21 protein-coding genes and 1 tRNA gene are annotated in these 25,917 nt (G+C 57.7%); 11 read left to right on the top strand and 11 right to left on the bottom strand.

Features of this window, described 5'->3' with window-relative positions; translation table 11 throughout:
- Nucleotides 1-51 precede the first annotated feature (51 nt).
- Both ACR0JX_RS17420 and ACR0JX_RS17415 read right to left on the bottom strand, forming a co-directional pair.
- Nucleotides 52-783: a hypothetical protein gene (locus ACR0JX_RS17420; protein ID WP_480545049.1), complete on the bottom strand. Its 732-nt coding sequence runs from the start codon at nt 781-783 to the stop codon at nt 52-54.
- Nucleotides 784-978: 195 nt separating this feature from the next.
- Complete coding sequence (locus ACR0JX_RS17415) at nt 979-1,533, bottom strand: ZrgA family zinc uptake protein (RefSeq protein WP_480545048.1); 555 nt, start codon at nt 1,531-1,533, stop codon at nt 979-981.
- Between the two features lie 253 nt (nt 1,534-1,786).
- Between ACR0JX_RS17415 and ACR0JX_RS17410 the strand changes: the two genes are divergently transcribed.
- From ACR0JX_RS17410 to speB, 8 genes are all read left to right on the top strand, one after another.
- Nucleotides 1,787-3,058, top strand: coding sequence for an imelysin family protein (locus tag ACR0JX_RS17410; protein ID WP_480545047.1), 1,272 nt, complete (start codon nt 1,787-1,789; stop codon nt 3,056-3,058).
- Between the two features lie 199 nt (nt 3,059-3,257).
- Nucleotides 3,258-4,874 (top strand): di-heme oxidoreductase family protein, encoded by a 1,617-nt coding sequence (locus tag ACR0JX_RS17405; RefSeq protein ID WP_480545046.1) that lies wholly within the window; start codon nt 3,258-3,260, stop codon nt 4,872-4,874.
- A gap of 3 nt (nt 4,875-4,877) precedes the next feature.
- Nucleotides 4,878-5,888, top strand: coding sequence for an imelysin family protein (locus tag ACR0JX_RS17400; protein ID WP_480545045.1), 1,011 nt, complete (start codon nt 4,878-4,880; stop codon nt 5,886-5,888).
- A 4-nt stretch (nt 5,889-5,892) separates the two neighbouring features.
- Nucleotides 5,893-6,978, top strand: a complete 1,086-nt coding sequence (locus ACR0JX_RS17395) for a DUF1513 domain-containing protein (RefSeq protein WP_480545044.1) — start codon at nt 5,893-5,895, stop codon at nt 6,976-6,978.
- A gap of 101 nt (nt 6,979-7,079) precedes the next feature.
- Nucleotides 7,080-8,969, top strand: a complete 1,890-nt coding sequence (speA, locus tag ACR0JX_RS17390; protein ID WP_480545043.1) for a biosynthetic arginine decarboxylase — start codon at nt 7,080-7,082, stop codon at nt 8,967-8,969.
- Nucleotides 8,970-8,983: 14 nt separating this feature from the next.
- Nucleotides 8,984-10,195 (top strand): saccharopine dehydrogenase family protein, encoded by a 1,212-nt coding sequence (locus tag ACR0JX_RS17385; RefSeq protein WP_480545042.1) that lies wholly within the window; start codon nt 8,984-8,986, stop codon nt 10,193-10,195.
- Nucleotides 10,196-10,278: 83 nt separating this feature from the next.
- On the top strand, nt 10,279-11,448 hold the full coding sequence (nspC, locus tag ACR0JX_RS17380; RefSeq protein ID WP_480545041.1) for a carboxynorspermidine decarboxylase: 1,170 nt from the start codon (nt 10,279-10,281) through the stop codon (nt 11,446-11,448).
- Nucleotides 11,445-12,287: an agmatinase gene (speB, locus tag ACR0JX_RS17375; protein ID WP_480545040.1), complete on the top strand. Its 843-nt coding sequence runs from the start codon at nt 11,445-11,447 to the stop codon at nt 12,285-12,287. The genes nspC and speB overlap by 4 nt, the downstream gene beginning before the upstream one ends.
- A 44-nt stretch (nt 12,288-12,331) precedes the next feature.
- Here speB and lptF read toward each other — a convergent pair whose 3' ends face one another.
- Nucleotides 12,332-13,471 carry an LPS export ABC transporter permease LptF gene (lptF, locus tag ACR0JX_RS17370; RefSeq protein WP_480545039.1) on the bottom strand — a complete coding sequence of 380 codons (1,140 nt, stop codon included), beginning with the start codon at nt 13,469-13,471 and terminating at the stop codon, nt 12,332-12,334.
- Nucleotides 13,472-13,642: 171 nt separating this feature from the next.
- On the opposite strand from lptF, the gene ACR0JX_RS17365 reads away from it, so the two are divergent.
- On the top strand, nt 13,643-14,569 hold the full coding sequence (locus ACR0JX_RS17365; RefSeq protein ID WP_480545038.1) for an alpha/beta hydrolase: 927 nt from the start codon (nt 13,643-13,645) through the stop codon (nt 14,567-14,569).
- A 106-nt stretch (nt 14,570-14,675) separates the two neighbouring features.
- Here ACR0JX_RS17365 and ACR0JX_RS17360 read toward each other — a convergent pair whose 3' ends face one another.
- The gene (locus ACR0JX_RS17360; protein WP_480545037.1) at nt 14,676-15,392 is read right to left on the bottom strand and encodes an imm11 family protein; all 717 of its coding nucleotides are present in this window, start codon (nt 15,390-15,392) and stop codon (nt 14,676-14,678) included.
- 20 nt (nt 15,393-15,412) lie between these two features.
- Nucleotides 15,413-15,488 (bottom strand) — tRNA-Trp (locus ACR0JX_RS17355).
- A gap of 142 nt (nt 15,489-15,630) precedes the next feature.
- Between ACR0JX_RS17355 and ACR0JX_RS17350 the strand changes: the two genes are divergently transcribed.
- Complete coding sequence (locus ACR0JX_RS17350) at nt 15,631-16,338, top strand: lysophospholipid acyltransferase family protein (protein WP_480545036.1); 708 nt, start codon at nt 15,631-15,633, stop codon at nt 16,336-16,338.
- Here ACR0JX_RS17350 and ACR0JX_RS17345 read toward each other — a convergent pair.
- From ACR0JX_RS17345 to ACR0JX_RS17325, 5 genes are all read right to left on the bottom strand, one after another.
- Nucleotides 16,335-16,580, bottom strand: coding sequence for a MoaD/ThiS family protein (locus tag ACR0JX_RS17345; protein WP_480545035.1), 246 nt, complete (start codon nt 16,578-16,580; stop codon nt 16,335-16,337). The two genes, ACR0JX_RS17350 and ACR0JX_RS17345, sit on opposite strands and share 4 nt — an antisense overlap.
- Entirely contained in the window at nt 16,573-18,828 is a 2,256-nt protein-coding gene (locus tag ACR0JX_RS17340) for a xanthine dehydrogenase family protein molybdopterin-binding subunit (protein ID WP_480545034.1), read from the bottom strand. Before ACR0JX_RS17340 ends, ACR0JX_RS17345 begins: the two co-directional genes overlap by 8 nt.
- Complete coding sequence (locus ACR0JX_RS17335; RefSeq protein ID WP_480545033.1) at nt 18,828-19,307, bottom strand: (2Fe-2S)-binding protein; 480 nt, start codon at nt 19,305-19,307, stop codon at nt 18,828-18,830. Before ACR0JX_RS17335 ends, ACR0JX_RS17340 begins: the two co-directional genes overlap by 1 nt.
- Nucleotides 19,304-20,170, bottom strand: coding sequence for an FAD binding domain-containing protein (locus tag ACR0JX_RS17330; protein WP_480545143.1), 867 nt, complete (start codon nt 20,168-20,170; stop codon nt 19,304-19,306). The genes ACR0JX_RS17335 and ACR0JX_RS17330 overlap by 4 nt, the downstream gene beginning before the upstream one ends.
- Nucleotides 20,171-20,297: 127 nt before the next feature.
- Complete coding sequence (locus tag ACR0JX_RS17325) at nt 20,298-23,510, bottom strand: reductive dehalogenase (RefSeq protein ID WP_480545032.1); 3,213 nt, start codon at nt 23,508-23,510, stop codon at nt 20,298-20,300.
- 72 nt (nt 23,511-23,582) lie between these two features.
- Here ACR0JX_RS17325 and ACR0JX_RS17320 point away from each other — a divergent pair, with 72 nt between their 5' ends.
- Nucleotides 23,583-24,485, top strand: coding sequence for a LysR family transcriptional regulator (locus ACR0JX_RS17320; RefSeq protein ID WP_480545031.1), 903 nt, complete (start codon nt 23,583-23,585; stop codon nt 24,483-24,485).
- Nucleotides 24,486-24,500: 15 nt separating this feature from the next.
- Here the strand turns inward: ACR0JX_RS17320 and ACR0JX_RS17315 are convergent, their stop codons facing one another.
- Entirely contained in the window at nt 24,501-25,772 is a 1,272-nt protein-coding gene (locus ACR0JX_RS17315) for an NAD(P)/FAD-dependent oxidoreductase (protein ID WP_480545030.1), read from the bottom strand.
- Nucleotides 25,773-25,917 lie beyond the last annotated feature (145 nt).

Raw genomic sequence — 25,917 nt, 5'->3', positions numbered from 1 at the left:
CAGGGTCGATCGATGAAGTAAAGATCCCTACGCGGTTGCGCGATTATACTGCTATCTACGTACCTTGTGTACCTTCAAACTATCCAGATAAGCCCGTTTTTCGATCTGAACCTCTTCATCGCCTAAACCTGACCGGTTGAGCTCAAGGAAATACGCAGCAGCCCCAGAGGGTTGGACATTCGCATTCTTGACAGGAATCAGATCATCCGACCGCACATTTATTACGGACAGCACCTTTGTAAGTGCCAGGAATCGGTCGTCAGTGTCTGAGACATTGATCCGTAAGACATGCGCTTGCGCAGAAACCGTCTGTTCAACCCTGCTCACAACTGCATCCAGATCGGACGCAGGTTTGAGCTGTTGGGTATAGTCTGAAAGGTGCTCCAGAATTCTGTTGGATTGAATGTTTTGCCAATAAACACTTTTGATCCAGTCAGACGGGTTTCTGGTTGTGTAGAAAAAGGTCACGCGGGCTTTGCCGCCGGCGAACAGCTGCACTTCTTCCAAGAGAACCTGAGCAAGTACATGTGTTTTTGTGTATGACCAGACATTCTTCCGCCCCGGGATCATGCCTGCGAATTCTTCGCTACTGATCAGCAGGGGTTTGTCTTCCTGATCTACAAAGGGTTCAAGCGCCGCACGCAGCTTCGTGCGAAAGCCCTGGAGTACTCGGTCTTGCGATAGAACGGCGTATCTACGCGCCGAAAACCCGGCCTCTTTCAGATCGCGCGGCAGAAGGATGTTAACGCGTTTTTTCAGAAGCTCCCGGTTTCTGAAAAGCATCGATTGAAAGGTTCTGGTTCCCGTTTTGTGAAAACCCTGATGAATAACCACCTTCATGTCAGAACCCTAGTCTACACCGCGCGACGGTCTGAAAAGCCAAACTCTACCGGGCAAAAACTTATTTGTGAGCGACTGATAAAGACCCCAAGCGATAACCAATTGCGAACAATGGCCAGCATATATCCATTAATGTTTCTAAAGACCGGTCAAATCGATCAATGGAGTCGCGCGCGTTACCTCAAACTCATGCGAGCTATCGGGCAGGGCAATGCTGATCTCAAGGCTTTGAGCACGTTCAAAGCGGCTGAAATAGGCAAACTCGATGGTCGTCAGCGCTGCGATGTCCTGACATTGGATTACATAATCAGCTCGAAACTCAGAATGTTCGGCATCTTCATCCGGCTCATTGCTGGATTCAACAACCTGCGTTTGATCAACGATCCCCTCTGATGTCAGCGCCACATTGGCCGATGCGGTAAAACAGCCCGCATCTTCGGCAAGGACAAATAACTCCAATGGCTTAGATAAATCCGAAATCGCGACCGCAACCTTAGCGCGATCCTCATCTGTCTCTGCTTGGCTTTCAAACCCGACAATATCCGCGCTGGGCACGGTTAGTGACAGTGAGAATTCCGCCCCTGAGAACACCATGCTCAACTGCCCAGTGCCATGTTTGTGCTGGTAGTCTTGCTGTGTTGCATGGGCCATCACGCCCGTCGACAACAAAGACAAGAAAAGAAACAGGCGCATCATCAACCACGTACCACCAAAAATAGAATCACAACGCCGAGTTTAGCCCGAATCGCAAGGTGCGCAACGCAGGTCGCTACGGCAAGTATCGCCAGATATGGGGATGTGCGGCAGTTTGCCCATACGTGAGCGTATATCCGACAATAAAACTCAGGTTGACATTTCCGACTCATTCACTCAACTTTTTGGGTGTAAAAAACAGTGTGGCCACTCAGCCCGCACCGCCCTTTATTGACAGGAAAGATCAAACCACATGTCCAAGTCTATTGCCGCTGCCAGCGCCCTAGCCTTCTGCGCCGCAACCACCGCATCGGCCGCCGATGCGCCTGCAAAAGCAGATGTCCTGAACACCTACGCGAATATTGCTGAAGCCAAGTATGACGATAGCCTGATCGCTGCCAAGTCACTGCAAGCGGCCGTGAACGCTCTGATCGCAGAGCCATCGGATGCCACCCTGAATGCGGCCCGTGCCGCCTGGCTTGCCGCGCGCGTACCTTATCAGCAAAGCGAGGTTTACCGTTTCGGCAATGCCATCGTCGATGACTGGGAGGGCAAGGTGAACGCCTGGCCGTTGGATGAAGGTCTGATCGACTATGTTGACGCGTCCTACGGTGGCCCGAGTGATGAGAATGAGTTTGCCGCTCTGAACGTCATCGCCAACCCCAGCTTTGAGCTGTCTGGCAATGCGATTGACGCCTCTGAAATCACCCCTAAACTGCTGGCAGAAACCCTGCACGAAGCTGATGGCATCGAAGCCAATGTAGCAACCGGCTACCATGCGGTCGAATTCTTGCTGTGGGGTCAGGACCTGAACGGCCACGGCGGCGGCGCTGGCAACCGCCCTTGGACTGACTTTGCACAAGCGGACGAATGTACCAACGGAAACTGCGACCGTCGTGCCCAGTATCTGAGCGCCGCAACAGACTTGTTGGTTAGCGATCTGGAATGGATAACTGCACAATGGGCCGAAGATGGTGAAGCCCGTGCTGCACTGACCCAGAACGAAGACGCGGGTATCAGTGCGATCCTGACAGGCATGGGGTCGCTGTCTTATGGCGAAACCGCAGGTGAGCGGATGCGTCTTGGCGTAATGCTGAACGACCCGGAAGAAGAGCATTCCTGTTTTGCCGACAACACACATAACGACCACTACTACAACGGCGTTGGCATCCAGAACGTCTATCTGGGCAGCTACACCCGGATTGATGGCACCCCGGTCAATGGTGCGTCATTGTCCGATCTGGTCATCGCAACCGACCCTGCGCTGGATACCGAGATGAAAGCCAAACTGGCGAATACCATGCTTGCCCTGGGCGTGATGAAATCCACCGCCGAAGCCGGGTTCGCCTATGACCAGATGTTGGAACGCGGCAATGCCGGTGGCGAAGCATTGATCATGGGGGGTGTGAACGGCCTGATAGACCAGACCAAAACGATCGAACGTATCGTTACCGCGCTTGAGTTGGAGAATATCGAATTCGAAGGTTCGGACAGCCTGGATAACCCGGATGCAGTGTTCCAATGAGCTAACCCTGGGACCAGAGACGCAAGGAGGCGTCTCTGGTCAAGTTGGCACTGCTACGTGCCAAGTCGTTGATCTTGATCTCGAACCCTACGCTGCGACCAAATGAGATCACCACAAGAACCTTATAGACGGATATGCAATTGGCGGACGAACGCAATCGAACCCATCTGTAAGGTGCTGATCAAACAATTGATCGCTGATGAAGAAAGTCACATCGATGCTTTGGAAACGCCAGCTGATCTGCCTGAGCGGCACAGCACAGCCATCTATGCATAGCTCAATACCGCAGAATTGGGCAAAGGCGTACACCGTTATCGTGCTGACGTTCTGCACACTTGTCGCCACCCCCGCAGTGCCAAACCAGCTGCAAGATCTGCACCTGAACGTCATTCCTCGCACCGCCGAAGAACAGGATCGCATTTCCAAAGTTACTGCGCCACCGCTGGACTTTTTCGCTCCGCAACGCTTTGAAGACCTGCCCGGAGGGGCGGCGACCGTCCGTGTGCGCAATGATGCCGACGCATTTTCCCAGCCTTCGCGCAATCTGAGCTTTGAACAGGAGCTGGACTTCAAAGTCGGAAACGGGTTGTTCAGGAAAATCTGGGTTTCATCACCATCCTCGACGCTCGCCTCGGATGGTTTGGGGCCGCTCTACAACGCACGCTCTTGCCAGCGCTGTCATATCAAGGACGGGCGCGGGCATACACCGAACGGGCCGGATGACACCGCGATTTCGATGTTTCTGCGGGTTTCCATCCCCGGCGCGGCGGAAGACGGCTATGCCGAGATCGCGGACTACATCGCCACCTTGCCTGAGCCTACCTATGGCGGTCAGATGCAGGACTTCGCAATGGCGGGACATCCGGCAGAATACCGGCTGGATATCACATATGAAGAGGTTCCCATCACCCTCTCAGAGGGCGAAACTGCGTCACTGCGCAGCCCAACCTACCAAGCCGCCGATCTGGGCTATGGCCCTTTGCACCCGGATGCCATGCTTAGCCCTCGCGTGGCGCCGCAGATGATCGGCCTAGGATTGCTGGAGGCGATCCCGGTCGCCGACCTGCTGGCCAAGGCCGATCCGGACGACACGGATGGGGATGGGATATCAGGCCGCCCGAACATCGTTTGGTCTGCGGAATATGACGCGCCGATGATGGGACGGTTTGGCCATAAGGCCGGGATGCCAACCGTCATGGAACAATCTGCAGCGGCCTTTGCGGGCGATATTGGCATCGCCAGCCCTCTGTTCCCTACGCCTTTTGGGGATTGCACCGATACGCAGATCGATTGCGTGCAAGCCCCCCATGGCGATGATGACCACAGAGGTTTCGAGATTGATCAGGTTGGGATGGATCTAGTGGCTTTCTACAGCCGTAACCTAGGCGTACCCGGTCGTCGTGATGTAGATGACCCAGAGGTATTGCGCGGAAAAGAAGTGTTTCATAGCTCGGGATGCGTTTCGTGCCACTCGCCGTCCCATGTGACCCACCGTCTGGAAGACCGCGAAGAACACAGCTTTCAGCTGATCTGGCCTTACACCGACCTCCTGCTGCATGACATGGGCGAAGGTCTGGCCGACAATCGCCCCGAAGCGCGCGCAACAGGCCGCGAGTGGCGGACGCCCCCGTTGTGGGGTATTGGCCTGACCAAGCGTGTCTCGGGCCATACAGAATTCCTTCACGATGGCCGCGCGCGCAATTTGCTAGAGGCCATCCTTTGGCATGGCGGCGAAGCGCAGGGGGCCCGAGACCAGGTCGTTTCTATGCCCAAATCCGACCGGGATGCCCTTATCCGTTTTTTGGAGAGCCTGTGACACATGCATAAACTCGCCCTGATCGCAGCCTTGGTTTTTCCGTTGTCCGCAGCGGCGCAGAACCACACGCCCACGCTGATCGACGTGACCGAAAACCACATCCTGCCACGCTTCACTATGCTTGCCGAAGCAACAGAAGCTCTGAATGCGACCGCGCAGCAGGATTGTGCCCCAGAATCGCAAGACCTTCGGGCCGCTTACGGCACCGCATTCGACGCGTGGATATCGGCCAGCCACCTACGATTTGGGCCTACCGAAACCGATGATCGCGCCTTTGCGATGGCTTTCTGGCCGGACACCAAGGGCTTTACGCCCAAGGCCCTATCAAAACACATTGCATTCGAAGATAGCGCCGTCGCCTCACCTGATGCCTATGCCGAAACCTCGATCGCCGGGCGCGGGTTCTTTGCACTGGAACGGATGCTATATGACCTTGAGTTTGCCCAGCAAGGCAGCGCTGCATATCGATGCACTCTGATCCAGGCGATCAGCGCTGATATTGATGCAAATGCCGATGCTATGGTGGCCGACTGGCAAACCTATGCGCCTGAACTGACGCAACCAGAAGCAGATGGCCTCTATCGCACGCAAGATGAGGCCTTGCAGGAATTGTTCAAGGCATTGTCGAGCGGGCTGCAGTTCACATCCGAGACACGCTTGGGCCGTCCGCTGGGTACATATGACCGACCGCGCCCCAAACGGGCCGAGGCGCGCCGTTCCGAACGATCCTTGCGCCATGTTGAGCTTTCACTTGTCTCCACGCGCGATCTTGCGGCGCGCCTGTCTGCCGAACACCCGGAAATCGCCGCCGATCTGGAAACAGCTTTTAACCGCGCGATCGAAAGTGCTCGGTCTATCGACCACCCGGCGCTGGCCGGTGTTGCGGACCCTCAAGGCCGCTTTCGGATCGAAGCGCTGCAACAGTCGATCAATGATATTCGCCAGATTGCAGCGACTGAGCTTGGCCCGACGCTGGGCATCAGCGCCGGCTTCAACTCATTGGACGGAGACTAAGTCCTTGACCAGTCGCAGGCATTTCCTCGCCGGTCTCGCCGCCGCCAGCATCGCCCCGATCCGTGGATGGGCCGCGGCAGGTGCACCAGACTATCTGGCGGCAGGGCTGTTCCCGGATGGGTCATTCCGATTGGCGGGTCTGAGCGCCGAAGGCGATATCCTGTTCGACGTGCCCCTACCTGCCCGCGGTCACGCCGCCGCCGCCCATCCGACGGAACCGCTGGCCGTGGCCTTCGCGCGCCGTCCCGGAACCTTTGCTATCGTGATCGATTGCGCCGGTGGTACAGAACGGATCCGGCTTCAGGCGCCTGAAGGCCATCATTTCTATGGGCATGGCACGTTCTCAGCAGATGGTTCCAAGTTCTTCGCAACCGAAAACAACTTCGAAACCGGAGAAGGCCGCATCAGTGTCTGGGATACAAAAACCTTCGAACGACTCGGCGAGTTCTCATCAGGTGGCATTGGCCCTCACGACATACGCTTGATGCCAGATGGGCAGACCCTCGTGATTGCCAATGGCGGCATTGAAACCCGCCCCGAGACCGGTCGCACCAAGCTGAATCTGCCAGTGATGCGCCCGAACCTCAGCTATGTGACCCTAACGGGCGGGCTGGTAGAGCAGATGGAGTTGCCCAGCGCATTGCACAAGAATTCGATCCGGCATCTGGCCGTACGCGGCGATGGGCTGGTCGGATTTGCTATGCAGTGGCAAGGCAGCCGGACCGAGCATCCGCCACTTCTGGGTCTGCACCGAATGGGCCAAGACCCGGTCTTGCTGTCCGCCCCGGCTGCAAACCAACGCCATCTACAGGGTTATGCAGGCAGCGTTGCCTTCTCGACCGATGGCGCAACGATCGCCATCACCTGCCCGCGTGGCAATGCACTGCACCGATTCGACGTGCAGACCGCCACATTCACAGACGCCTCAGCACTGCAAGACGTTTGCGGGCTTGGCGCGGGCCTCGATGGGTTGATCTTCACAACTGGATCCGGGCTATTTGGCGCATTAAATCAAGCAGAACCAAAGGTTCTGACGCGTTCGGATTGCCAATGGGACAACCATCTGATCCCGATCCGTACCTTCGCGTGAAATTCGGCAATCCCCTTCACATAGTTTACACTTGGAAGAATCAAACTGCTGCCGTATTGGCGGGCGCGAAACTGGCACGCTTATGTTAAGGATCGACCTGATTGAAACAGACGCCCGACGCACCGCATTCCATCTACGGGGTTGAGAAATGGGGCAAAGGCCTCATCGAGGTGACGGAGCAGGGCGAGGTCGGTCTGCGCAATCCGATGTCTCCGGACACGGCGGCGATCAGCCTGCCCGGTATCCTCAGCGATTTGGATGACCGGGGTATCAAAGCGCCGATGCTGCTGCGCGTGACGTCCTATCTGGAACATGAGATCGCGCATCTGAATGAAAGCTTCGCTGAAGCCATCGCGCGGGTAGGCTACAAAGGCCCCTATCGTGGCGTGTTTCCGATCAAGGTGAACCAACAGGCGCAGGTGGTCGACCGGATCGTCGAGTTCGGCAAGAAGTACAATTACGGGCTCGAGGCCGGGTCCAAGCCCGAACTGGTGGTGGCTTTGGCGCACCGGCTGGCGTCTGAGGCGTTGATTGTCTGCAATGGCGTCAAAGATGCCGAGTTCATCCAACTGGCGATCCTGTCACGTAAAATCGGGTTCAACACCGTCATCGTTCTGGAAAGCTCGAAAGAGGCCGACACGGTGATCGATGTCTACAACGAGTTGGGCATCGAACCCCTGATCGGCGTTCGGGTGAAACTGACCAACCAGATTAGTGGGAAGTGGGAGGAAAGCTCGGGCGACCGCTCGGCCTTTGGTATGAATACCGACCAGCTTGTGGCAACGGTGGACAAGTTGCGCGAGGCGGGACTGTTGCATTGTCTCAGGCTGCAGCACTCGCATCTGGGCAGCCAAGTGCAGGACGTCAACGATGTCCGCCGCGCCGTGGGTGAGGCCTGTCGTTATTATACCGAACTCACCCGCGAGGGCGTTCCGCTGACCCATCTGGACCTCGGCGGCGGTATGGGCGTGGATTATACCGGCGAAAAGAAGGCCGCAGAAAACTCGATCAACTACACGGTTGAGGAGTATTGCAGCAACGTGGTCGAAACCGTCGCTTATGCCATGGATGAGGCCGAGATTGCCCACCCGACATTGGTGACTGAAAGCGGGCGTGCAGTCGTTGCGACGTCTTCGATGCTCGTGTTCAATGTGCTGGAAACCACGCTCTACGATGCACCGGATGGCCCCGAAGTAGAACCAGACGACCACCACATGGTCTCGGACCTCGCTACGGTACACGGTTACCTCAGCAAAGATCGCCTGCAGGAATGCTGGAACGACGCCACATTCTATCGCAACGAATTGCGCGCCCTCTTCCGACGCGGCTATGTTGACCTGCGCCAAATGGCCCGCGCCGAACGCATCTACCTGTCGCTGATGGCCCGCCTCAAGGCACTGGCCGCCAGCGATGAACTGGACACGGATGTGGATGATCAGCTTGAGAAAGTGGCCGATATCTACCACTGCAACTTCTCGCTTTTCCAATCCCTACCCGATGTCTGGGCCATCGACCAACTGCACCCGATCGTGCCGCTGCAAGGGTTGAACCAAATGCCCGACCGCCGCGCCGTTCTGTCCGACATCACCTGCGACAGCGACGGCAAGATCGACCAGTTCATTCTGGCCGACGGTGTCTCACCCAGCCTGCCGGTGCATTCGCTACCAGATCAGGGCGAGTACTTCATGGGCGTCTTCTTTGTAGGTGCCTATCAGGAAACGCTCGGCGATCTGCACAACCTCTTCGGTGATACCAATGTCGTCACCATCGACCTGCGGGCAGATGGCGGCTTCGACCTGCTCCATGAACAAGAGGGCGACACAATCAGCCAGGTCCTGTCTTACGTTGAATTCGACCCCCAAGACTGCGTCGCCGCCTTCCGCAAAATGGTGGACGAGGCGATCTCGACCGGTACTCTGCAAGCCAAGGACCGCAAAACCCTGATGGGCGCCTATCGCGACTCGATCAACGGCTACACCTATTACGAATAAGAAGGAGACAGACCATGGGCAAAACACTGGTTGTCGGCGCGGGCGGCGTATCCCACGCAGCCGTACATAAGATGGCGATGAATTCGGACATCTTCACCGAAATCACTCTGGCCAGCCGCACGAAATCGAAATGCGACGCCATTGCCGCAGCCGTCAAGGACCGCGTCGGCGTGGAGATCAAAACCGCCGAATTGGACGCCTACAAGGTCGCGGACACGGTCAAGCTGATCAAGGAAACCGGGGCGGAAATCCTCGTGAACCTTGCCCTGCCCTATCAGGATCTGGTGCTGATGGATGCGTGCCTTGAGGCCGGTATCCACTACCTCGACACCGCGAATTATGAGCCCGAGGATGAGGCCAAGTTCGAATACCACTGGCAATGGGCCTATCAGGAACGGTTCAAAGAGGCTGGCCTGACCGCCATCCTCGGCTCGGGCTTCGATCCGGGCGTGACCTCCGTCTTTGCCACATGGCTCAAGAAACACAAGCTCGACACCATCCGCCAGATCGACGTGCTGGACGCCAATGGCGGCTCGAACGATCAGGAATTCGCCACCAACTTCAACCCGGAAATCAACCTGCGCGAAGTGCTGGCCGAAGTGCGCCACTGGGAAAATGGCGAATGGAAACACTCCCCCGCCATGACCCACAAGGTCGAATTCGATTTTCCCGCCATCGGCCCCAAGAATATGTACCTGATGTATCACGAGGAGTTGGAATCGCTCAGCACCCACTTCCCCGAGATCGAGCGGGCCCGCTTCTGGATGACCTTCGGCGACGCCTATATCACCCACGCCAAGGTGCTGGAAAATGTCGGCATGACCCGCATCGACCCGGTGATGCATGACGGCAAGGAAATCATCCCGATCCAGTTCCTGAAAACCCTGCTGCCCGATCCCGGCGATCTGGGCGCGGAAACAAGGGGCAAAGCCTGCATTGGTGACATCGCCACGGGTCAGGCCAAGGACGGCTCGGGCGAGAAGACCTTCTACATCTACAACATCTGCGACCACGAAGAATGCTATGCTGAGGTCGGCTCCCAGGCCGTCAGCTACACCACGGGCGTCCCCGCCATGATCGGCGCAGCACAGGTTCTGAAAGGCAATTGGACAGAGCCGGGAGTCTGGAACATGGAACAGCTCGACCCCGATGACTTCATGGACATGCTAAACACCCACGGCCTTCCATGGCAGGTCCACGAACTCGACGGCCCCGTAGAATTCTAGATCCAGAACTTCATCTGGCTATAAGTATCCTGGGGGTCCGGGGGCAGCGCCCCCGGCCTCTCTAACAATCGGAGACGCCGGACATGTCCGACATGATGACTACCCAGGCCGGAGACGCCGGTGCCTTCCGCAATTTCGACCTCAGCCGCGTCCCCACACCCTGCTTCGTGGTCGACGAAAAAGCGGTCGAGCGGAACCTGACCATCCTCTCCGAGATCGGCAACCGGTCCGGCGCGCATGTCCTCAGCGCGCTCAAGGCGTTTTCGATGTTCTCGCTGGCCCCTCTGGTGCGCCAGCACCTCGGCGGCACCTGCGCCTCTGGCATCTTTGAGGCCCGTCTAGGCCGCGAAGAATACGGCGGCGAAGTCGCAACCTTCTGCGCCGGCTACAAGGATGCGGATATCGATGAAATCCTGTTGCTCTCCGACCACATCATCTTCAACTCACCCGCTCAAAAAGACCGGTTCCTCGCCAAAGCCCAAGCGGCCAATGTGCAGATCGGCCTGCGCATCAACCCGGAACATTCCGAAGGCGAGATTCCCAAATACGACCCCTGCGCGCCCTGTTCACGCCTCGGGACACCCGTCAGCCAACTGTTCGAAGACACTCTGATCGGCGTGGACGGTCTGCACATGCACACGCTCTGCGAACAGGGCTTCGAACCGCTGCAGCGCACATGGGCTGCCGTTGAGCCGAAACTCAAACCCTTCCTCGGCCAGCTCAAATGGCTGAATTTCGGCGGCGGACACCATATTACTCGTGACGACTACGACCGTGACGGGCTGGTGGAATTCATCAAATCCATCCGCGCGAAATACGATGTCGCCATCTACCTCGAACCCGGCGAGGCTGTCGCGCTGGACGCGGGCATTCTGGTCGGTGAAATCCTTGACCTACCCACCAATGGCATGACCCTCGCCATCACCGATATCTCGGCCACATGCCACATGCCCGACGTGATCGAGGCCCCCTATCGCCCCGCCTTGATGGACGAGGCCGAGGCGGGCCACACCTACCGTCTGGGCGGGCCCTCATGCCTCGCGGGCGATGTGATCGGCGACTACACATGGGATCAGCCGCTGGAGATCGGGCAACGCTTTGCCTTCCTCGATCAGGCACATTACTCGATGGTCAAGACCAACACCTTCAACGGCGTACCTCTGCCAACCATCGCCCTATGGAACAGCGAAACGGACGAACTGAAGATCATCAGACAGTTTGGTTATGACGACTTTAAGGACCGCCTCTCATGAGCATTTTCCTCGACAGTGAACTGACCGCCGCTGAGCGTTCGGAAGATGCCCGTTTCCGCGTGATCCCGGTGCCGCTGGAGCGCACCGTTTCCTACGGTTCAGGCACGGCCAAAGGCCCTGACGCGATCATCGAAGCAAGCAATGAGCTGGAACGCATCACCGGCCATGCCGAACCCTGCGTCGAAGGTATCTTTACCGAAACCCCGCTGAATTGTAACGGCCCATTGCCCGAGGTGATGGAACGCCTCGCCCAACGGACCGAAGCCGCCATTCGCGCGGGCAAAGTGCCGGTGACGCTGGGCGGAGAGCACTCGCTCAGCTACGGCGCGGTGATGGGTGTGGCGCGGGCGCTGAACCAACCCGTCGGGATCGTCCAGATCGACGCACATGCCGACTTGCGCAATGCGTATCAGGGCGAGAAACACTCCCACGCCTCGGTCATGCATCTGCTGGCCGAAGAAGGCGTGCGGCTGGCGCAGTTCGGCGTGCGTGCCTTTTCCACCGAGGAGGTCAAAAGCCGTCTTAAAAACCACGTCTTCCACGTCGACGCCGAGGAACTGGTCACCGGCAATATCCACGCTGTCGACCTGCCCGAGGACTTCCCCGAACTGGTCTATGTTAGCTTTGACGTGGACGGTCTGGACCCCTCACAAATGCCTGCCACAGGAACACCCGTACCGGGCGGTTTGGGCTATTACCAGGCACTGCACCTTGTTGAACACGCGCTAAAAGGCCGTAAGTGCGTTGGCTTTGACGTAGTCGAACTGGCACCGGATGGCAACGCTGCATGGGAATTCACTGCCGCACAGATCGTCTATCGCATGATGGCATCCTGCTAGATTTCGAACGCTCCGCCGAGCCTGGACCCACGTGAAAAACGACCTCAGGTCGGAGAGGCCAAAGCCTCCTCTGGTCTGGCGCGTTTTTTCAACACCGGTCGGCCTGCGACAAGCAAAAACAAGACCGAAATGAGTATCCCGATCACCGCTGGTAGATAAAGCAATCCCCAAAGCCGTGGATCATCGATCACAACCGGCGACACAAACCCTCTGACACCTTCCAGCAGGACCAGAATTGTGAAGGCCCCCAGAATCTGTGGCCATAGCCCAAAACGAGAGAAGCTGCCAAGCATGAGCGTCGCATACCCCGCCAGCGACACCGCGATACAGATCGCAACCCACGAGAAACGCTGATGCAATTCTTCGATCAGATGCCCACGGCTGTGGAATTCCGTTTCCTCGATGGTCTTCATGGAATAGAGCAATTCGGCCGTCGAAATCGCCTCGAGGCTGCGCCGGGTCATGCCGCCTGTATTGGCCAGTTCCGATATGTCGTAGGATGCATCCTGAAACAGGGTCGAGGACAGCGTCCGTCCCTCGGCATTCAGGCGCAAAGCCACGCCATCGACCATCACCAGATGAATACCGGTGCTGTTGTTCACGAGATAGGCCGTGGCGCTGGAATAGCTGACTGCATTCTCTGGATCACGCCGGTCGGACACAAACACCTCTTGCAGTGTTCCATCCAGATCAATGCCCCCGATATAGACCGTTACATTTTCGGCCGGGTGCATGAATTCACCTTCGTTCAACAGCTGTGCTGTCACATCCCCGGCAACCTCGGCCTGTCTGATCTCAAGCTGCTCGACCGAGGCCGGGCGCAGAAAAACACTGATGATCGCCATCATCAAACCCGTGATCAGGCCAAACAGAACCACAGCGCGCGCCAACCTCCAGGGGCTGGATCCGGTCGCCAGCATCACTGTCAACTCGCTTTCCCGGCTCAATCGGTTGGTGACGTAAACCGCCGCCGCAAACACAGCCATGGGCATCACCGTGCGGATCAGGGTTGGCAGTGTCAGGGCAGTGAACTCCAGAAACACCATCGCCGATTGCCCGCCGCTGATGACACGATCAAACAGGCTGACGGATCGAGTGATCCAGAATACCCCGACAAGGACCAAAGTGAAAAAGCCGAACAGAATCAGCAACTGTCGCAGGAAATATCCATCAAAGCGCGACATGGGTCCTCGTGTGTCTGTGTCTACCGGGTCTGACCATAGGCCATTCGATTGGCAGAGGAAACCTGTCGTCCTTGCTAATGCTTCGCCCACTCCAATCCTTGCGAGATTACGTTTTGTGAACTCTCAAGTTCATGCGACACTCAGCAGATTATGAATAACGGAGTTTAACAAATGGCCTTATTTTTCTCGCGCCGCACTTACAATGCACAGAAAAAGAAATTCACCCTGAAACCTGCCGCGAAATCGCGTTACGTCCATATCACTCAGAAAACCGCCGACGGGCGTATCCGTAAAGGCGGCATTATCAAAAAGGCAAAATGGCTGAACCTTGTGCAGCAGCAAGGCGGAAACTCTGCCGTTTTGATCTATGTTCACGGCTTCAATACCAGCCAGAAGGATATGCTGGATCGGTTGGACAAGATTGAGAAGGGTGTCCGGGCCAATGGATACAAGGGTGCGGTTGTCGCCTTTGACTGGCCCAGCGACGGGTCACTGCATACCTATGACAGCGACCGCGCAGATGCCAAAGCTGTGGCCCCGCATCTGGTTGGGGATGGGATGTTGCCAATTCTCGGCATGGCTCCTAAGCCCAAGGTGCACATTCTGGCGCACTCCATGGGGGCTTTGGTTGTCTTACGCGCTTTCTCGGACTTCGGTGATTCCGCAGGACCCGGCAATAAAATCTGGTCGGCAGATCAGGTGACTTTCGCCTCAGGCGATGTTGATGCGGATTGGATGGAAAAAGGCGCCTGGGGCGATCTGGTGCTGAAAAAGCGCAGCAAACGGTTCACCAACTACTACAGCGGCAAGGACAAGGTTCTGGCGCTATCCGGCGGCCTTGTTAACGGTGGCAGGGAACGCGTCGGTCGCGTTGGAATGCCCAAGCTGACCTCTAAAGGGCATTGGGACATCTATTGCGAGGAACAATACAAGCGCGACGTGCCGAAAGGGCAGCGCAAGATGGCCAAATCCCATCGCTGGTGGTTCGATAGCGAGGGGTTTTACAAAGATCTGTCACTGACCATCGACGGGCGGGATGCCAAAACGATGCCGACCCGGCACAAGACAAATATCGGGGACCAGTTGTTGTTGGCTTGATGGTGTGTGGGTCTGGTTAATGCGGTGATGTCCAATCTGAGCGGATGGCATTCGTTCAACCAAGGCCTCTGAACCCCAATCGGATCAAGGCTCGGGAGTTTGCAGTTCAGAGAGTGCCCACGGCACAGCGCACAAGGCCCCAGCCTTTATCGACACCGGACGCCTTAAGCCCCTGAACCAGCGCATCAGACAGGAACAGTATTTCTGGGACTATGGGGTCGAGCCATATGTCTGGCCCACACAAGGCTTCAGGGATGACAACAAGTTCTGCCTCTTGGCCACTTTGAGGACGAAAACGAATTCCGTGCCGATTGTTGAGCGGCGCGCTATAGTCGCCTTTCGGCCCAAGCACGTCGTAATTTCCCATGGAACGTTTATTGGCAACATTTAGCAGGTAGTAGGGTTCAGATGTGGTGCGCTGGGTTTCTTCTGGATTCATCAACGTGATCGGATGAAAGACGGTATTGCCCAGATCATAAGCCTCCAATACTTGCTTGGCAGTTTCGGAAACCATCGGAAAGCCACCACCAGACATAAACGGGGGGGTATGGTATTCAGCCTTGGAATTGTAGTACCAAACCTCACCGACCATCTCTGATGTGAGAATCTCACCAGTCTTCCAGCTTCGGTCAGCCTGGTGCAGCAGCTCGGTGAACTTTTCACGCTGATCCTCAGGCATCGCTTTTATGCGATGTAAACCGAACTCTCTTCGGCTTACCGGCGTGATCGCATTAATGTTGTTCAATGTGGTTGCGATCCAGACACATTGGTCCGGGTCAATGTTGGCTGACGCTGACAAAGGCACGACCTCAATAAAAAACATACGAAACTGAAGCGGAGGAATGGCAGGGGCAGCAGGGTTCGAACCCGCGACCTACGGTTTTGGAGACCGTCGCTCTACCAACTGAGCTATACCCCTGTGGTGCGCCCCCAGATATGCCAGCCGCGCGACGGACTCAAGAGGCTTTTTTGCAATCCTCGTTAGTTCTTCACCAGACAAACAAGTTGCGCGGCGCGCGCAGTGCGGTAAGACAAGGGTCGGGCAACAAAGGGAACCCAGTTTGAGCCTCCGCACGAAAATCGCCGACAGCGAAGCTGTACTGAATTGGACTGCGCGGCGGATCGCCAGTTACATCCGGATGGTCAACCGCAACACCCGTTGGCAGCGCATCGGATATGAGGAGCTGGATCAACTGGCCGAACAGGGTGAGCCGGTTATCGTTGTGCTTTGGCACCAAAGATTAGCCCAATCGCCCTATTTTTTCCCACTGGACAAGGGAGAGATCTGTTCGATCACATCCTCGGCACGTGCAGGCAGCATGGTTGGACGTGTGCAGAAACTGTTTGGCATGGACACGATTGCCATGACCAGCAAGAACGCGAACAATATCGCGGTGTCGCGCGAAGTGATTGGCAAGATCAAGCGGGGAATATCGATCGGGATTGCTGCTGACGGCCCGCGAGGCCCGGAACGGGTGTTGTCGACTGTGCCTCTGGTCTGGGCGCGCACTTCGGGCAAACGAGTTTTTGGCATTACCTTTTCTGCCAAACACGGGCGAGAGGCCGGCACCTGGGACCGCCTGCTGATGCCTCGCCCCTGGCGCAATGAGGGCGTGTTTCTGTGCCGCGAGTGGACCGAAACGGTGCCGCGTAAGGCAAGTGAAGAGGAGATCGAATCTCTGCGGCTGAGTCTTGAGCAACATATGAACGACATTACGGCCGAGGCCGACCGGATGGTCGGGCGCGAACCGTGGTCGCCCGAGGCCTAACCGCCCCTTAAGCGTTGCATCAGGTAGATTTCGCTGCCTTCAGGGATGGGTTCGGTTAGCCCCGTGGCAATGACGCGTCCGTCGACAGCAATAGAAACGCCTGCATCAATCGGCGCCTGCAACTGAGGGTGAGCAGCGACCAAAGCTTGCAGAAGCTCTCCGGTGGTCTTGGCCTCAACCTTCACCACCTGTTGGCCCCCGGTCAGTGACCGGAGGCCGGACCAAAGATGGACCTCAACCATTGTCCTTAAGCGCCGCCAGAATGCGCGGCGGGGACATCGGCAATTGCTTCATCCGAACACCAGCCGCATTTGACACCGCGTTGGCGATGGCTGCAAGGGGTGGAACGATGCCGGTTTCACCCACACCACGCACTCCAAACGGGTGGCCGGGGTTGGGCACTTCGACAATCACCGTGTCGATCATCGGCAGGTCGCTGGCCACCGGGATGCGGTAGTCAAGGAAGATCGAGTTCTGCAACCGGCCATCCTCGCCATAGATGTACTCCTCGTTCAGCGCCCAGCCGATACCTTGCGCGGCACCGCCTTGGAACTGGCCTTCGACATATGTCGGGTGGATCGCCTTGCCGGCGTCCTGAATGACTGTGTAGCGAGTGATCGATGTTTTTCCGGTTTCCGGGTCGACCTCAGCATCGACGATGTGAGTACCAAAGGAGACACCCGCACCTTCCGGAGTTGCCTCGAAATGGCCCGAGATCGGGCCGCCGGTGCGCCCCATATCCGCCGTGATGTCGGACAGGGCCAGCGGGTCGAAATCGCCTGCGTTGGGGCCTGAAGGCACAGCACAGCCATCTTCCCATTTCACGGCCTCGACCGGGATACCCCACTTGGCCGCAGCACGTTCGCACAGTTTTTCGACTGCGTGTTTGGCCGCCTTGATGGTCGCCAAACCCGACGCGTAGGTCACGCGCGAGCCGTGGCTGACGTCGTTGTAGCCTAGCGTCGCGGTGTCTGCGATGGTCACGCGGATGTTTTCATAGGGAATACCCAAAACCTCAGCCGCCATCAGCGCCATCGACGCGCGTGAGCCACCGATATCGGGCGTTCCCACCATCAACTGCGCCGAGCCATCCTCGGACAGTGCCAGTGACACCGAAGTTTCACCGCCATGGTTGAACCAGAAGCCACAGGAAATCCCGCGCCCCTGCCCCGGCTTCAGCGGTGCTAAGTAGTGCGGGTGCGCCTTGGCGGCCTCAAGCGTTTCGACCAGACCAATGCGTTCGTAGGTCGGACCGTAGCTGGCCTTGGTCCCCTCGTGGGCGGCGTTCTTTAGACGCACATCGACGGGGTCGAGACCAAGCTTGTTACACAGCTCATCAATCACCGATTCGACGGCAAAGGCCCCCATTGGGGCGCCCGGCGCGCGATAGGCCGCCTGTTTCGGGCGGTTGGCCATCACGTCATATCCGATCTGTTTAACGTTGGTCAGATTGTAAGGGGCAAAGGCGCACATGGCGGTCATATCACCCGGCGCGCCGGGGAAAGCCCCACCTTGCAGACGGAATACGCCCTGCGCTGCCGAAATCGTGCCGTCCTTCTTCATCCCAATCTTGATATCCATAGACGCCGAGGCCGTTGGCCCCGTGGCGCGGAACACCTCTGACCGGGTCATCACGATCTTGACTGGGCGGTTCGCCTTGCGGCTCAGTGCGAGCGAGACAGGTTCAATGAAGACGGTGGTCTTACCACCAAAGCCGCCGCCGATTTCGGATGCGGTGACACGCAGTTGGGAGGTCTCAATCCCCAGCAGAGCCGCACAGGTTTTCTGAGCGATCCAGTGGCCTTGCGTTGTGCACCACAACTCACCTTTGCCATCATTGCCCAGCATGCCCAGACAGGCGTGCGGTTCGATATAGCCCTGATGAGTGGCCTCGGTGACAAAGCTGTCTTCGATGACCAGATCAGCCTCGGCAAAACCCGCTTCGACATCGCCATGGCCGCTCTCGTGGTAGCGTACAACGTTGGGATGCATCCCCTCGGATACTGAATAGTCCGCCGCCCCTTCACGAATGACCGGCGCGTCGGGTGCCATCGCCTTGTCCACATCGGTGACATGGGGCAGGACCTCGTATTCAACCTCGATCAGTTTCAACGCATCGCGCGCCGCGAGGGCAGAGGTCGCCGCGACAGCTGCCACCGCGTGACCATCATAGAGCGCTTTTTCACCCGCCATGACGTTTTCCAGCACGTTCCAAAATTCGCCTTCCAGACCGGGCTTGAACGGGACATCGGCGAAATCGGCGCGGGTGATGACGGCTTTGACGTCCTTATGCGCTTCGGCTTTGGATGCATCGATTTTGATGATCTGCGCATGGGCATGGGGCGAACGCAGGATAGCGCCGTGCAGCATGCCGGGCGCGGTGATATCCGCACCAAACTTGGCGCGGCCTGTCACCTTATCCAGACCGTCCGGGCGATCTGGGCGGGTGCCAACAAAAGTGAAATCAGTTTTGCGATCGTCCAGAGCCATTATGACGCCTCCCGCATCTCAGCCGCCGTGTCCATCACAGCGCGAATGATTTTGTCATAGCCCGTGCAGCGGCAGAGGTTTCCTGCCAGCCAGTACCGGGTTTCCTCTTCGGTCGGGTTGGGGTTCTTTTCCAGCAGCGATTTGGCCGCGACCAGAATGCCCGGAGTGCAGATGCCGCATTGCAGGGCGGCATATTCGATCATCTTCTTCTGCAACGGGTGCAGAACGTCCCCGGCCGCGATACCTTCAACCGTCTCGATCTGCTTGCCTTCAGCTTCGACGCCCAGCATCAGGCACGAGCATACCAGACGGCCATCGACCGTGACGGAGCACGCACCACAATCGCCGGTGCCGCAGCCTTCTTTCGCGCCGGTCAGGTTCAGCTTGTCGCGCAGACAATCCAGCAGGGTTTCGCGCGGATCGCACAGATAATCGACTGCGTCCCCGTTCACGGTGGTGGATACGTGGAGCTTGCTCATACCTGTTCTCCCTTTGCGCGGGCGTAGGCGATTTTCGCGGCGCGTTTGGCGAGCACGCCGGCGACCTCAGTGCGGAATTCGATCGTTCCGCGTTTGTCGTCGATCGGGTTGCAAGCCTCCGAGGCCGCAGCCGCCAACGCGTCCAGCGCGGCGTCATCCAACGTGCTGCCGATGAGGGCTTTGGCGCAATCTTCAACCAGCAAAACGGTCGGGGCGACAGCGCCCAACGACACGCGCGCCTCGGTGATCACGTAGCCGTCCAGCCGCAGGCTGACGCCTACACCAACAACCGCGATATCCATCTCGGTCCGCGGAATAAACCGCAGATAAGCGTCGCCTGCATTCTCGCCGCGCGCCGGGATGTTGACTGCAGAAATCACCTCACCTTTCGCCAGCGAGGTCTTGCCGGGTCCGGTGGGGATGTCCTCAACAGCAACCTCGCGCGAACCATCCGGTCCGGTGACCGAAACGGTCACGCCAGCGGCGACCATCGCAGGCACGGAATCAGCCGCCGGAGAGCCATTGCAGAGGTTCCCAGTCAGCGTTGCGCGCCCCTGCACCTGAGTCGATCCGATCAGGTCCATCGCCTCGACCACACCGGGCCAATCACGTCCAAGCTCGGGATGCTCGCTCATCTCGGCACCCGTAGTGGCCACGCCAAGCGTCCAATTGCCATCAGCGTTGCGGGTGATGTCGTGTACACCGTTGATTTTCTTTATGTCGATCAGCGTATCGGGCGTCACCAGTTCCGAGCGCAGCTGCACCAAGACATCGGTGCCGCCGGCCAGAAACCGTGTGATGCCCGTCGCTTTTGCGGCCAGCGCCGAAGCTTCGGCAAAGCTGGCAGGGCTGTGATAATCCATGATTTTACCTCGCGCCTGTGGGTCAGGATTCACTGGGGTTCGGATGGACGTTAGTTCAGCCATCCTCCGGCGTCCATGGCCCGCACGACCTATTTTGATGTCAAATCATGTCGCTTTCAGACCCTAGTCAAAGGTCGATCTCGATCACGCCGTCGGGATCTGCCGCGCGGCTTTGGCACAGGATCATTGCTTTTTCGCGTTGTTTCGCTGACAGAACGAAATCGCGGTGGTCAACTTCGCCCGCCAAAACACCGCATTTGCAGACACCGCAGATTCCATCTGAACATTTCACATCCACGTGAAACCCAGCCTCATTCAGGACCTGAGCCGCATCCTTGTTGGCGGGGACAGACAAAACCTGACCCGAACGCGCAAGCTTGAGGCGGAAGGGGTGATTTTCATATTCAGGCACTTCCGGAGCTGAGAAATACTCCAGATGCCGCGCATTATCAGGGAAACCTTGTCGAGCGGCCGCTTGCATCACCCCGTCCATGTAGCGATCCGGCCCACAGGTATAGACGTGCCATCCCTCGTGATAGCCCGATAGGATAGCATCCAGATCGGCACGGGTTCCTTCGTCAGAGAAATGATAGTGAACGCGATCTGCCCAAGGGGCAGCGGCCAGGTCTTCAATGTAACCGGCACTGTCGCGTGCGCTGGCAGAGTAGTGCAACTCGAACGCACGACCCAGCGCATGCAGACGGTGAGCAAAGGCAATCATCGGCGTGATCCCGATGCCGCCACCCATCAGGAAGGTCTTGGTCGCGGTCTCGTCCAGTTCGAAATGATTGATCGGATTTGAGATGAAAACCTTGCGCCCTTCGTTGAAGATCCGGTGCAACAGGGCGGACCCGCCGCGCCCCTCATCCTCGCGCAGCACGCCGATCTGATAGGTTGCCCGATCCGATGGATTACCCGACATCGAGTATTGCCTCAGGAATTCGGGCGCGACCAGCACGTCCAGATGTGCGCCCGCTGTCCATCCCGGCAGGGGCGCACCGTCCAGCGATGCAAACTCGTATTTCGTGACATCCGCTGTCATCTTTTCGACCTTGGTCACGGCAACCCGCATCACAGGTGCGTGGCCAGCGATCTGATAGCGATGTACAACAGAGAGATCCCCTGCAACCTTGCGGGATTTGTATTCGCCCGCCGAAACCATCGCCTGATACGCGGCGATCCCGGCCTCTCGGTCCATTGCAAAGGGATAAGGCCACGGGTGTGGGGCCAGATTGGCGGGGTACACCGCCAAAGTCTGATCCTCGTACTTTAGGTCAAGGTCCCGTTGCAGATCACGCCGGTTGAGTGGATGGGTTGAGGGTCGATAGGACCCATCACCCTGCAATTCGATGTCCCACCACCATTTCTTGGTGTCATTCAGCCCGCCATTTCCAACTGCGTCATCCAGTCTGGCCAATGCGGGGGCCGCTTGCGGAATGTTCATCGCAGCCCAGCGAAAGGGGCGTTCCTTGAAGATGCCTTCTAGGTTCCAGGGGCAGGTTTTCATACAGCGTCCGCACATTGATCCGCCGGGTGTGGTGATCCGGTAGGTCGCACATTTCTGGCTGTCGGACTTCCAGATTTCATAGCCGTTGAACATCAGCTTGGGTCCAGCCGTGATCGCGCCCGAGGGGCATTCGCGCGCGCATTTGTTGCAGGACTCGCAAAAGGACTGCAGGCCAAAATCGATGGGCTTGTCGTGATCAACCGGCATATCGGTCGTCACCACACCTGATTTCAGACGTGGGCCCAGATAGGGGTTCAGAATGACCTCTCCAATGCGGCTGACCTCACCCAATCCCGACAGCAGCAGCAATGGCGGTTGCAGCACTTCGCCATCCATCACCGTATGCGCTTTGGCCTTGTAGCCCATGTTCCTGATCTGCTGCGCGATCACCCCGCCAAGCAGTGAAAACCGCAGATAGGCCCGCATAGATTGTGCGACGCTGATCCAGTCATCGCCGCTTGCGCCTTCCATCGTTTCATAGCCCTGGTCGATGATCATGCTGACGGCCTGATCATGGGGCGGAACGATTTCTTCGCCTGTCGCGTCGTGGGAATACCAGCTCCAATCCGGGCATCGGCTGAGGCCAACCGCATCGACGCCCAGAAAGTAGCTGGCCGCCTTGATGTTGACGGCGTTGCGCGCGGCGTCCGAGGGTTTGGGCACATCCGCACTCTCGCCATCCTGCAAAAGAACAAACGCACCAAGGGCCCGGCGTTGGGCAAAACTCGGGGCGGATTTGCGCACGTAGTATCCACCCTTTGCGGCATCTTGCAGATGTTTGCCCATATCCCCGAACTGGGCGCGGGCGAACATATCTGCGCGCTTGGGAACGCGGGCGACATTTTCTTCGTCGATATAGGTGGTCGGCGTTTCGACGCGCTTTAGTTTTTCAAACGAATGAGCGCCGTCCACATAGCGCCGTTTGGCATAAGGATCGCGGTTCAGAGCGTTTTTGGCGAACCCAGCCCCCAGCCACCAGGCGGGGCCTTGAGTGTGGAACCAGGGTTGTTCTGCCATCGGGGCCAAGGGTAGATCATGGGCAATCTCCATCTCGGTCGTAACCGCAGCCAGACCAAAACGCCGCCCCAGCCACGGGGCCACCAGTACCGAGTTTTCAAGCGTCGCCAATCCTGCGGCTACTGCCAGCTTGCGCAAATCAACCTCAGACGACATGGCTGAATGTGCCCGTGCATCAAAGCCAAGCAATCGGATGTAGTTCGCAATAACGGTCGCGTTTTCAGTCGCCAGAAGGCAAGCACGGTGGTCCTGCGCATCCATGATCCAATCCGCACCGGGTTCATCCGGCTCAGGATCGCGGTTGTATTCGTACAGAAAGACGATGGCGTGACGATGGCTACCTATCGGACCGGGTGTTGCTTCGACGCTTTCCTTCAGATCCGCCATGATCACATCAATGCCCGAGGCAAGCGTCTTTGTCTGACGACTGCGCAGAGCTTGCGCCAACCGGTGGATATCCGGGTTACGGCGGGGCTGTTCCAAGAAAGCGTCGCGCGGCAAAGGTCCGCAACCCATCATCGACGCGTCACTAAAATATCCAAACGCTTTCAGATGGTTCGCGCGGATCATGGGATCAGCTGGGAAATCCGATATAGTCGGGTTCACCAGACCATCGCGGATCGTGTCCAGCATCGCCTGAAACTCACCCATCGCATTGACGATGCTTTCGGGCTGTTCATTCCGGTGAAAGCTCAGTAGCGGCATTTCGGGCAGCGCCGACAGGTCCGGCATGGCGCTTTGGCGCGCCAGACGTTCCAACGGATATGGACCCAAATGCACCGGTCGGTTTTTATCCGAGAAAAAGCGAATGCCCATTGAGCCTCCTTGCCTGAGAAGTGTCTAGCGCCCGGTGGACAGCAAATCCATTCATGCCTAATCATATATCATATGAAGAAAATCGATTTTTCTGACCTTGATGGTAAGGTTCTCCGCGCGTTTCTGACGATCCTCGAGGAGAGTTCCGTCTCGAAAGCTGCCGACCGATTGGGCGTAACCCAATCCGCGATCAGCCACACATTGGGCAAGCTACGCCATGTGCTTGGTGACCCGCTCTTTGTGCGATCGGGACAGGGGCTGACGCCGACAGAACGCGCTTTGTCACTGAAAGAACCGGTACAGACCGTCCTCGACGGCATGCGTGCGCTGACCGATGAACGCCCATTTGATCCTCAGTCAGAAGAGATCGAGATTTCCATCGCAACCAATGATCTGCCGCGCGAGTTGATCTTTCCCGACCTCCTGCGCGAAACCCGCACCGAGGGGGTTCAGCTAAGGATCGACTTCATCGCGTCAGGCGTGCCAGACCCAGACGTGCTGCGCAGTGACAGGTGCCAATTGATGCTGACCCCGCTGCCCCCGGACGGGCCGGATATTCTGCAGAAACGCCTGCTGCACAGCCCTTTGATGGTATTTTTTGATAAAACCCAGCGCGATGCGCCCGACAGTTGGGAAGGCTACTGCGAAAGCGACCATATCGAAGTGCGATTCCCCGATGGCCGCAGCGCGCGCGCCGTGATGCGTGGGGTCGACCAGAACCAAATCCGACCACCCGTCGTGACCCTGCCCCATTTCAACGCCATTCCCTCATTCGTAAAGGGCAGCCCCCTGATATCGACCGATACGGCCTTGATGAAACAAGGCCCACTATCCGAGCTGGACTGCGCGCCCCTACCCTTTGAGTGCGAACCTGTGTCGATCTACATGGTTTGGCATCAACGGATGGCCAACGACCCTGCGCATCGTTGGCTGCGCAAAAGGATTGAAGAGATCGCGGCTCGGCTGCGAAGCTAACTGTCAATCAACCAGTTAAAACCGCGCTTTAACTAGATGCGTCAGTGCAGCACCCGTTTCAAAATAGACCCGTCGCAGGCGAGGCCATCGCTCTTGGTGCTCGCGTACCACTGGAACAGGCAGGCAAGAAGGATCACCCTTCAGAAGGCTTTGCGCCATCAGACGTCCAAACACTGTACCGGGTCCGATGCCCCGACCAGAAAACCCATGCGCCGACAAGGCATTGGGGCCAATTTGAGTGATCTTCGGGATATGGTCAGACGTCATGGCAATGCGACCATGCCACCCTTCGACAAGGGGCTGATCTGAGAGTTGCGGATATATCTGATCCAGTTTTCGTCTTACCCAGGCCGAGTGTATTCCGCGCCCGGCATGACTCAAATCACCCATGCCACCGATGATCATCCGCCCGTCGCCATCCAGACGGAGCGATGTCATGATCAGACCCGTATCCCAGCATCCCTCACCAGACGGTAAAATGCTGGCGCGCAGATTGTGTGACAGGGGGGCGGTCGCATACTGGAAGTAATAGACAGGGACATAGTCAGGTGCAGTTTCTTCAGAGCCCTGATGATACGCATTGGTGGCCTGAATGACAGCCCGCGCCCGCACACTTCCCTGAGGTGTCTCAAGCAACCATTCCTTGCCTTCGCAGCGCAGGCTTCGGACCGGAGTTTCCGTATAGATGTGCGCTCCTGACTCTGCAGCCGACCGCGACAGGCCCATGACATATGCCATCGGCTGGATGGTTCCCGCTCGCGGATCATATAGCGCTCCGTGGAACGCACTGCTGCCGGTTCTTTGTGATGCATCCTGCGCCGTTATCAACTCAACTGGCGCACCGCTGGCAACCAACTGCGCATGTCGTTTCTGCAGATCGCGGCGCCCTGCTCCGGAATGCGCACAGTGAAGCGTGCCCTGCCGTACCGGTTCACAATCGATCCCATTTTGATCTATTAGATCGAAGACATCCGCAGGTGCCTGCGCCAACAGATCGATCAGCCGGTCACCGGTTTCCTGTCCCAGATGATTGCGGATATCGTCAGGCGGTAGCCAAAGGCCTGCATTGACCAGCCCCACATTTCGCCCAGAGCCGCCATGCCCGATGCTCTTTGCTTCGAGCAGACAAACAGACGCACCCTGCTGCGCCGCATATAAGGCCGCCGAACAGCCCGTATAGCCACCTCCTACGATCGCAAGGTCCACACTTATGTCAGACAACAACGGTGTCGCCGCGACAGTTTCACGGCAGGTGGTTCGCCAAAGAGGTTCATCGGGATCGGTCATGGCGCGCTTTCAATCATTCTGCGCAGCCTTAGCGCGTCCATGCGACTGTTACCAATCAAAGATCAAACCCGATCGAAAATCTGCGCGGTCTTCGACCTTGCGTCCTGCGGACGGCAGGGGCCGGGCCGGCGCGGGCATTGCCCGC

Source organism: Ruegeria sp. AH7 (assembly GCF_056541325.1).
This window is presented reverse-complemented; position numbering and strand designations above follow the sequence as displayed.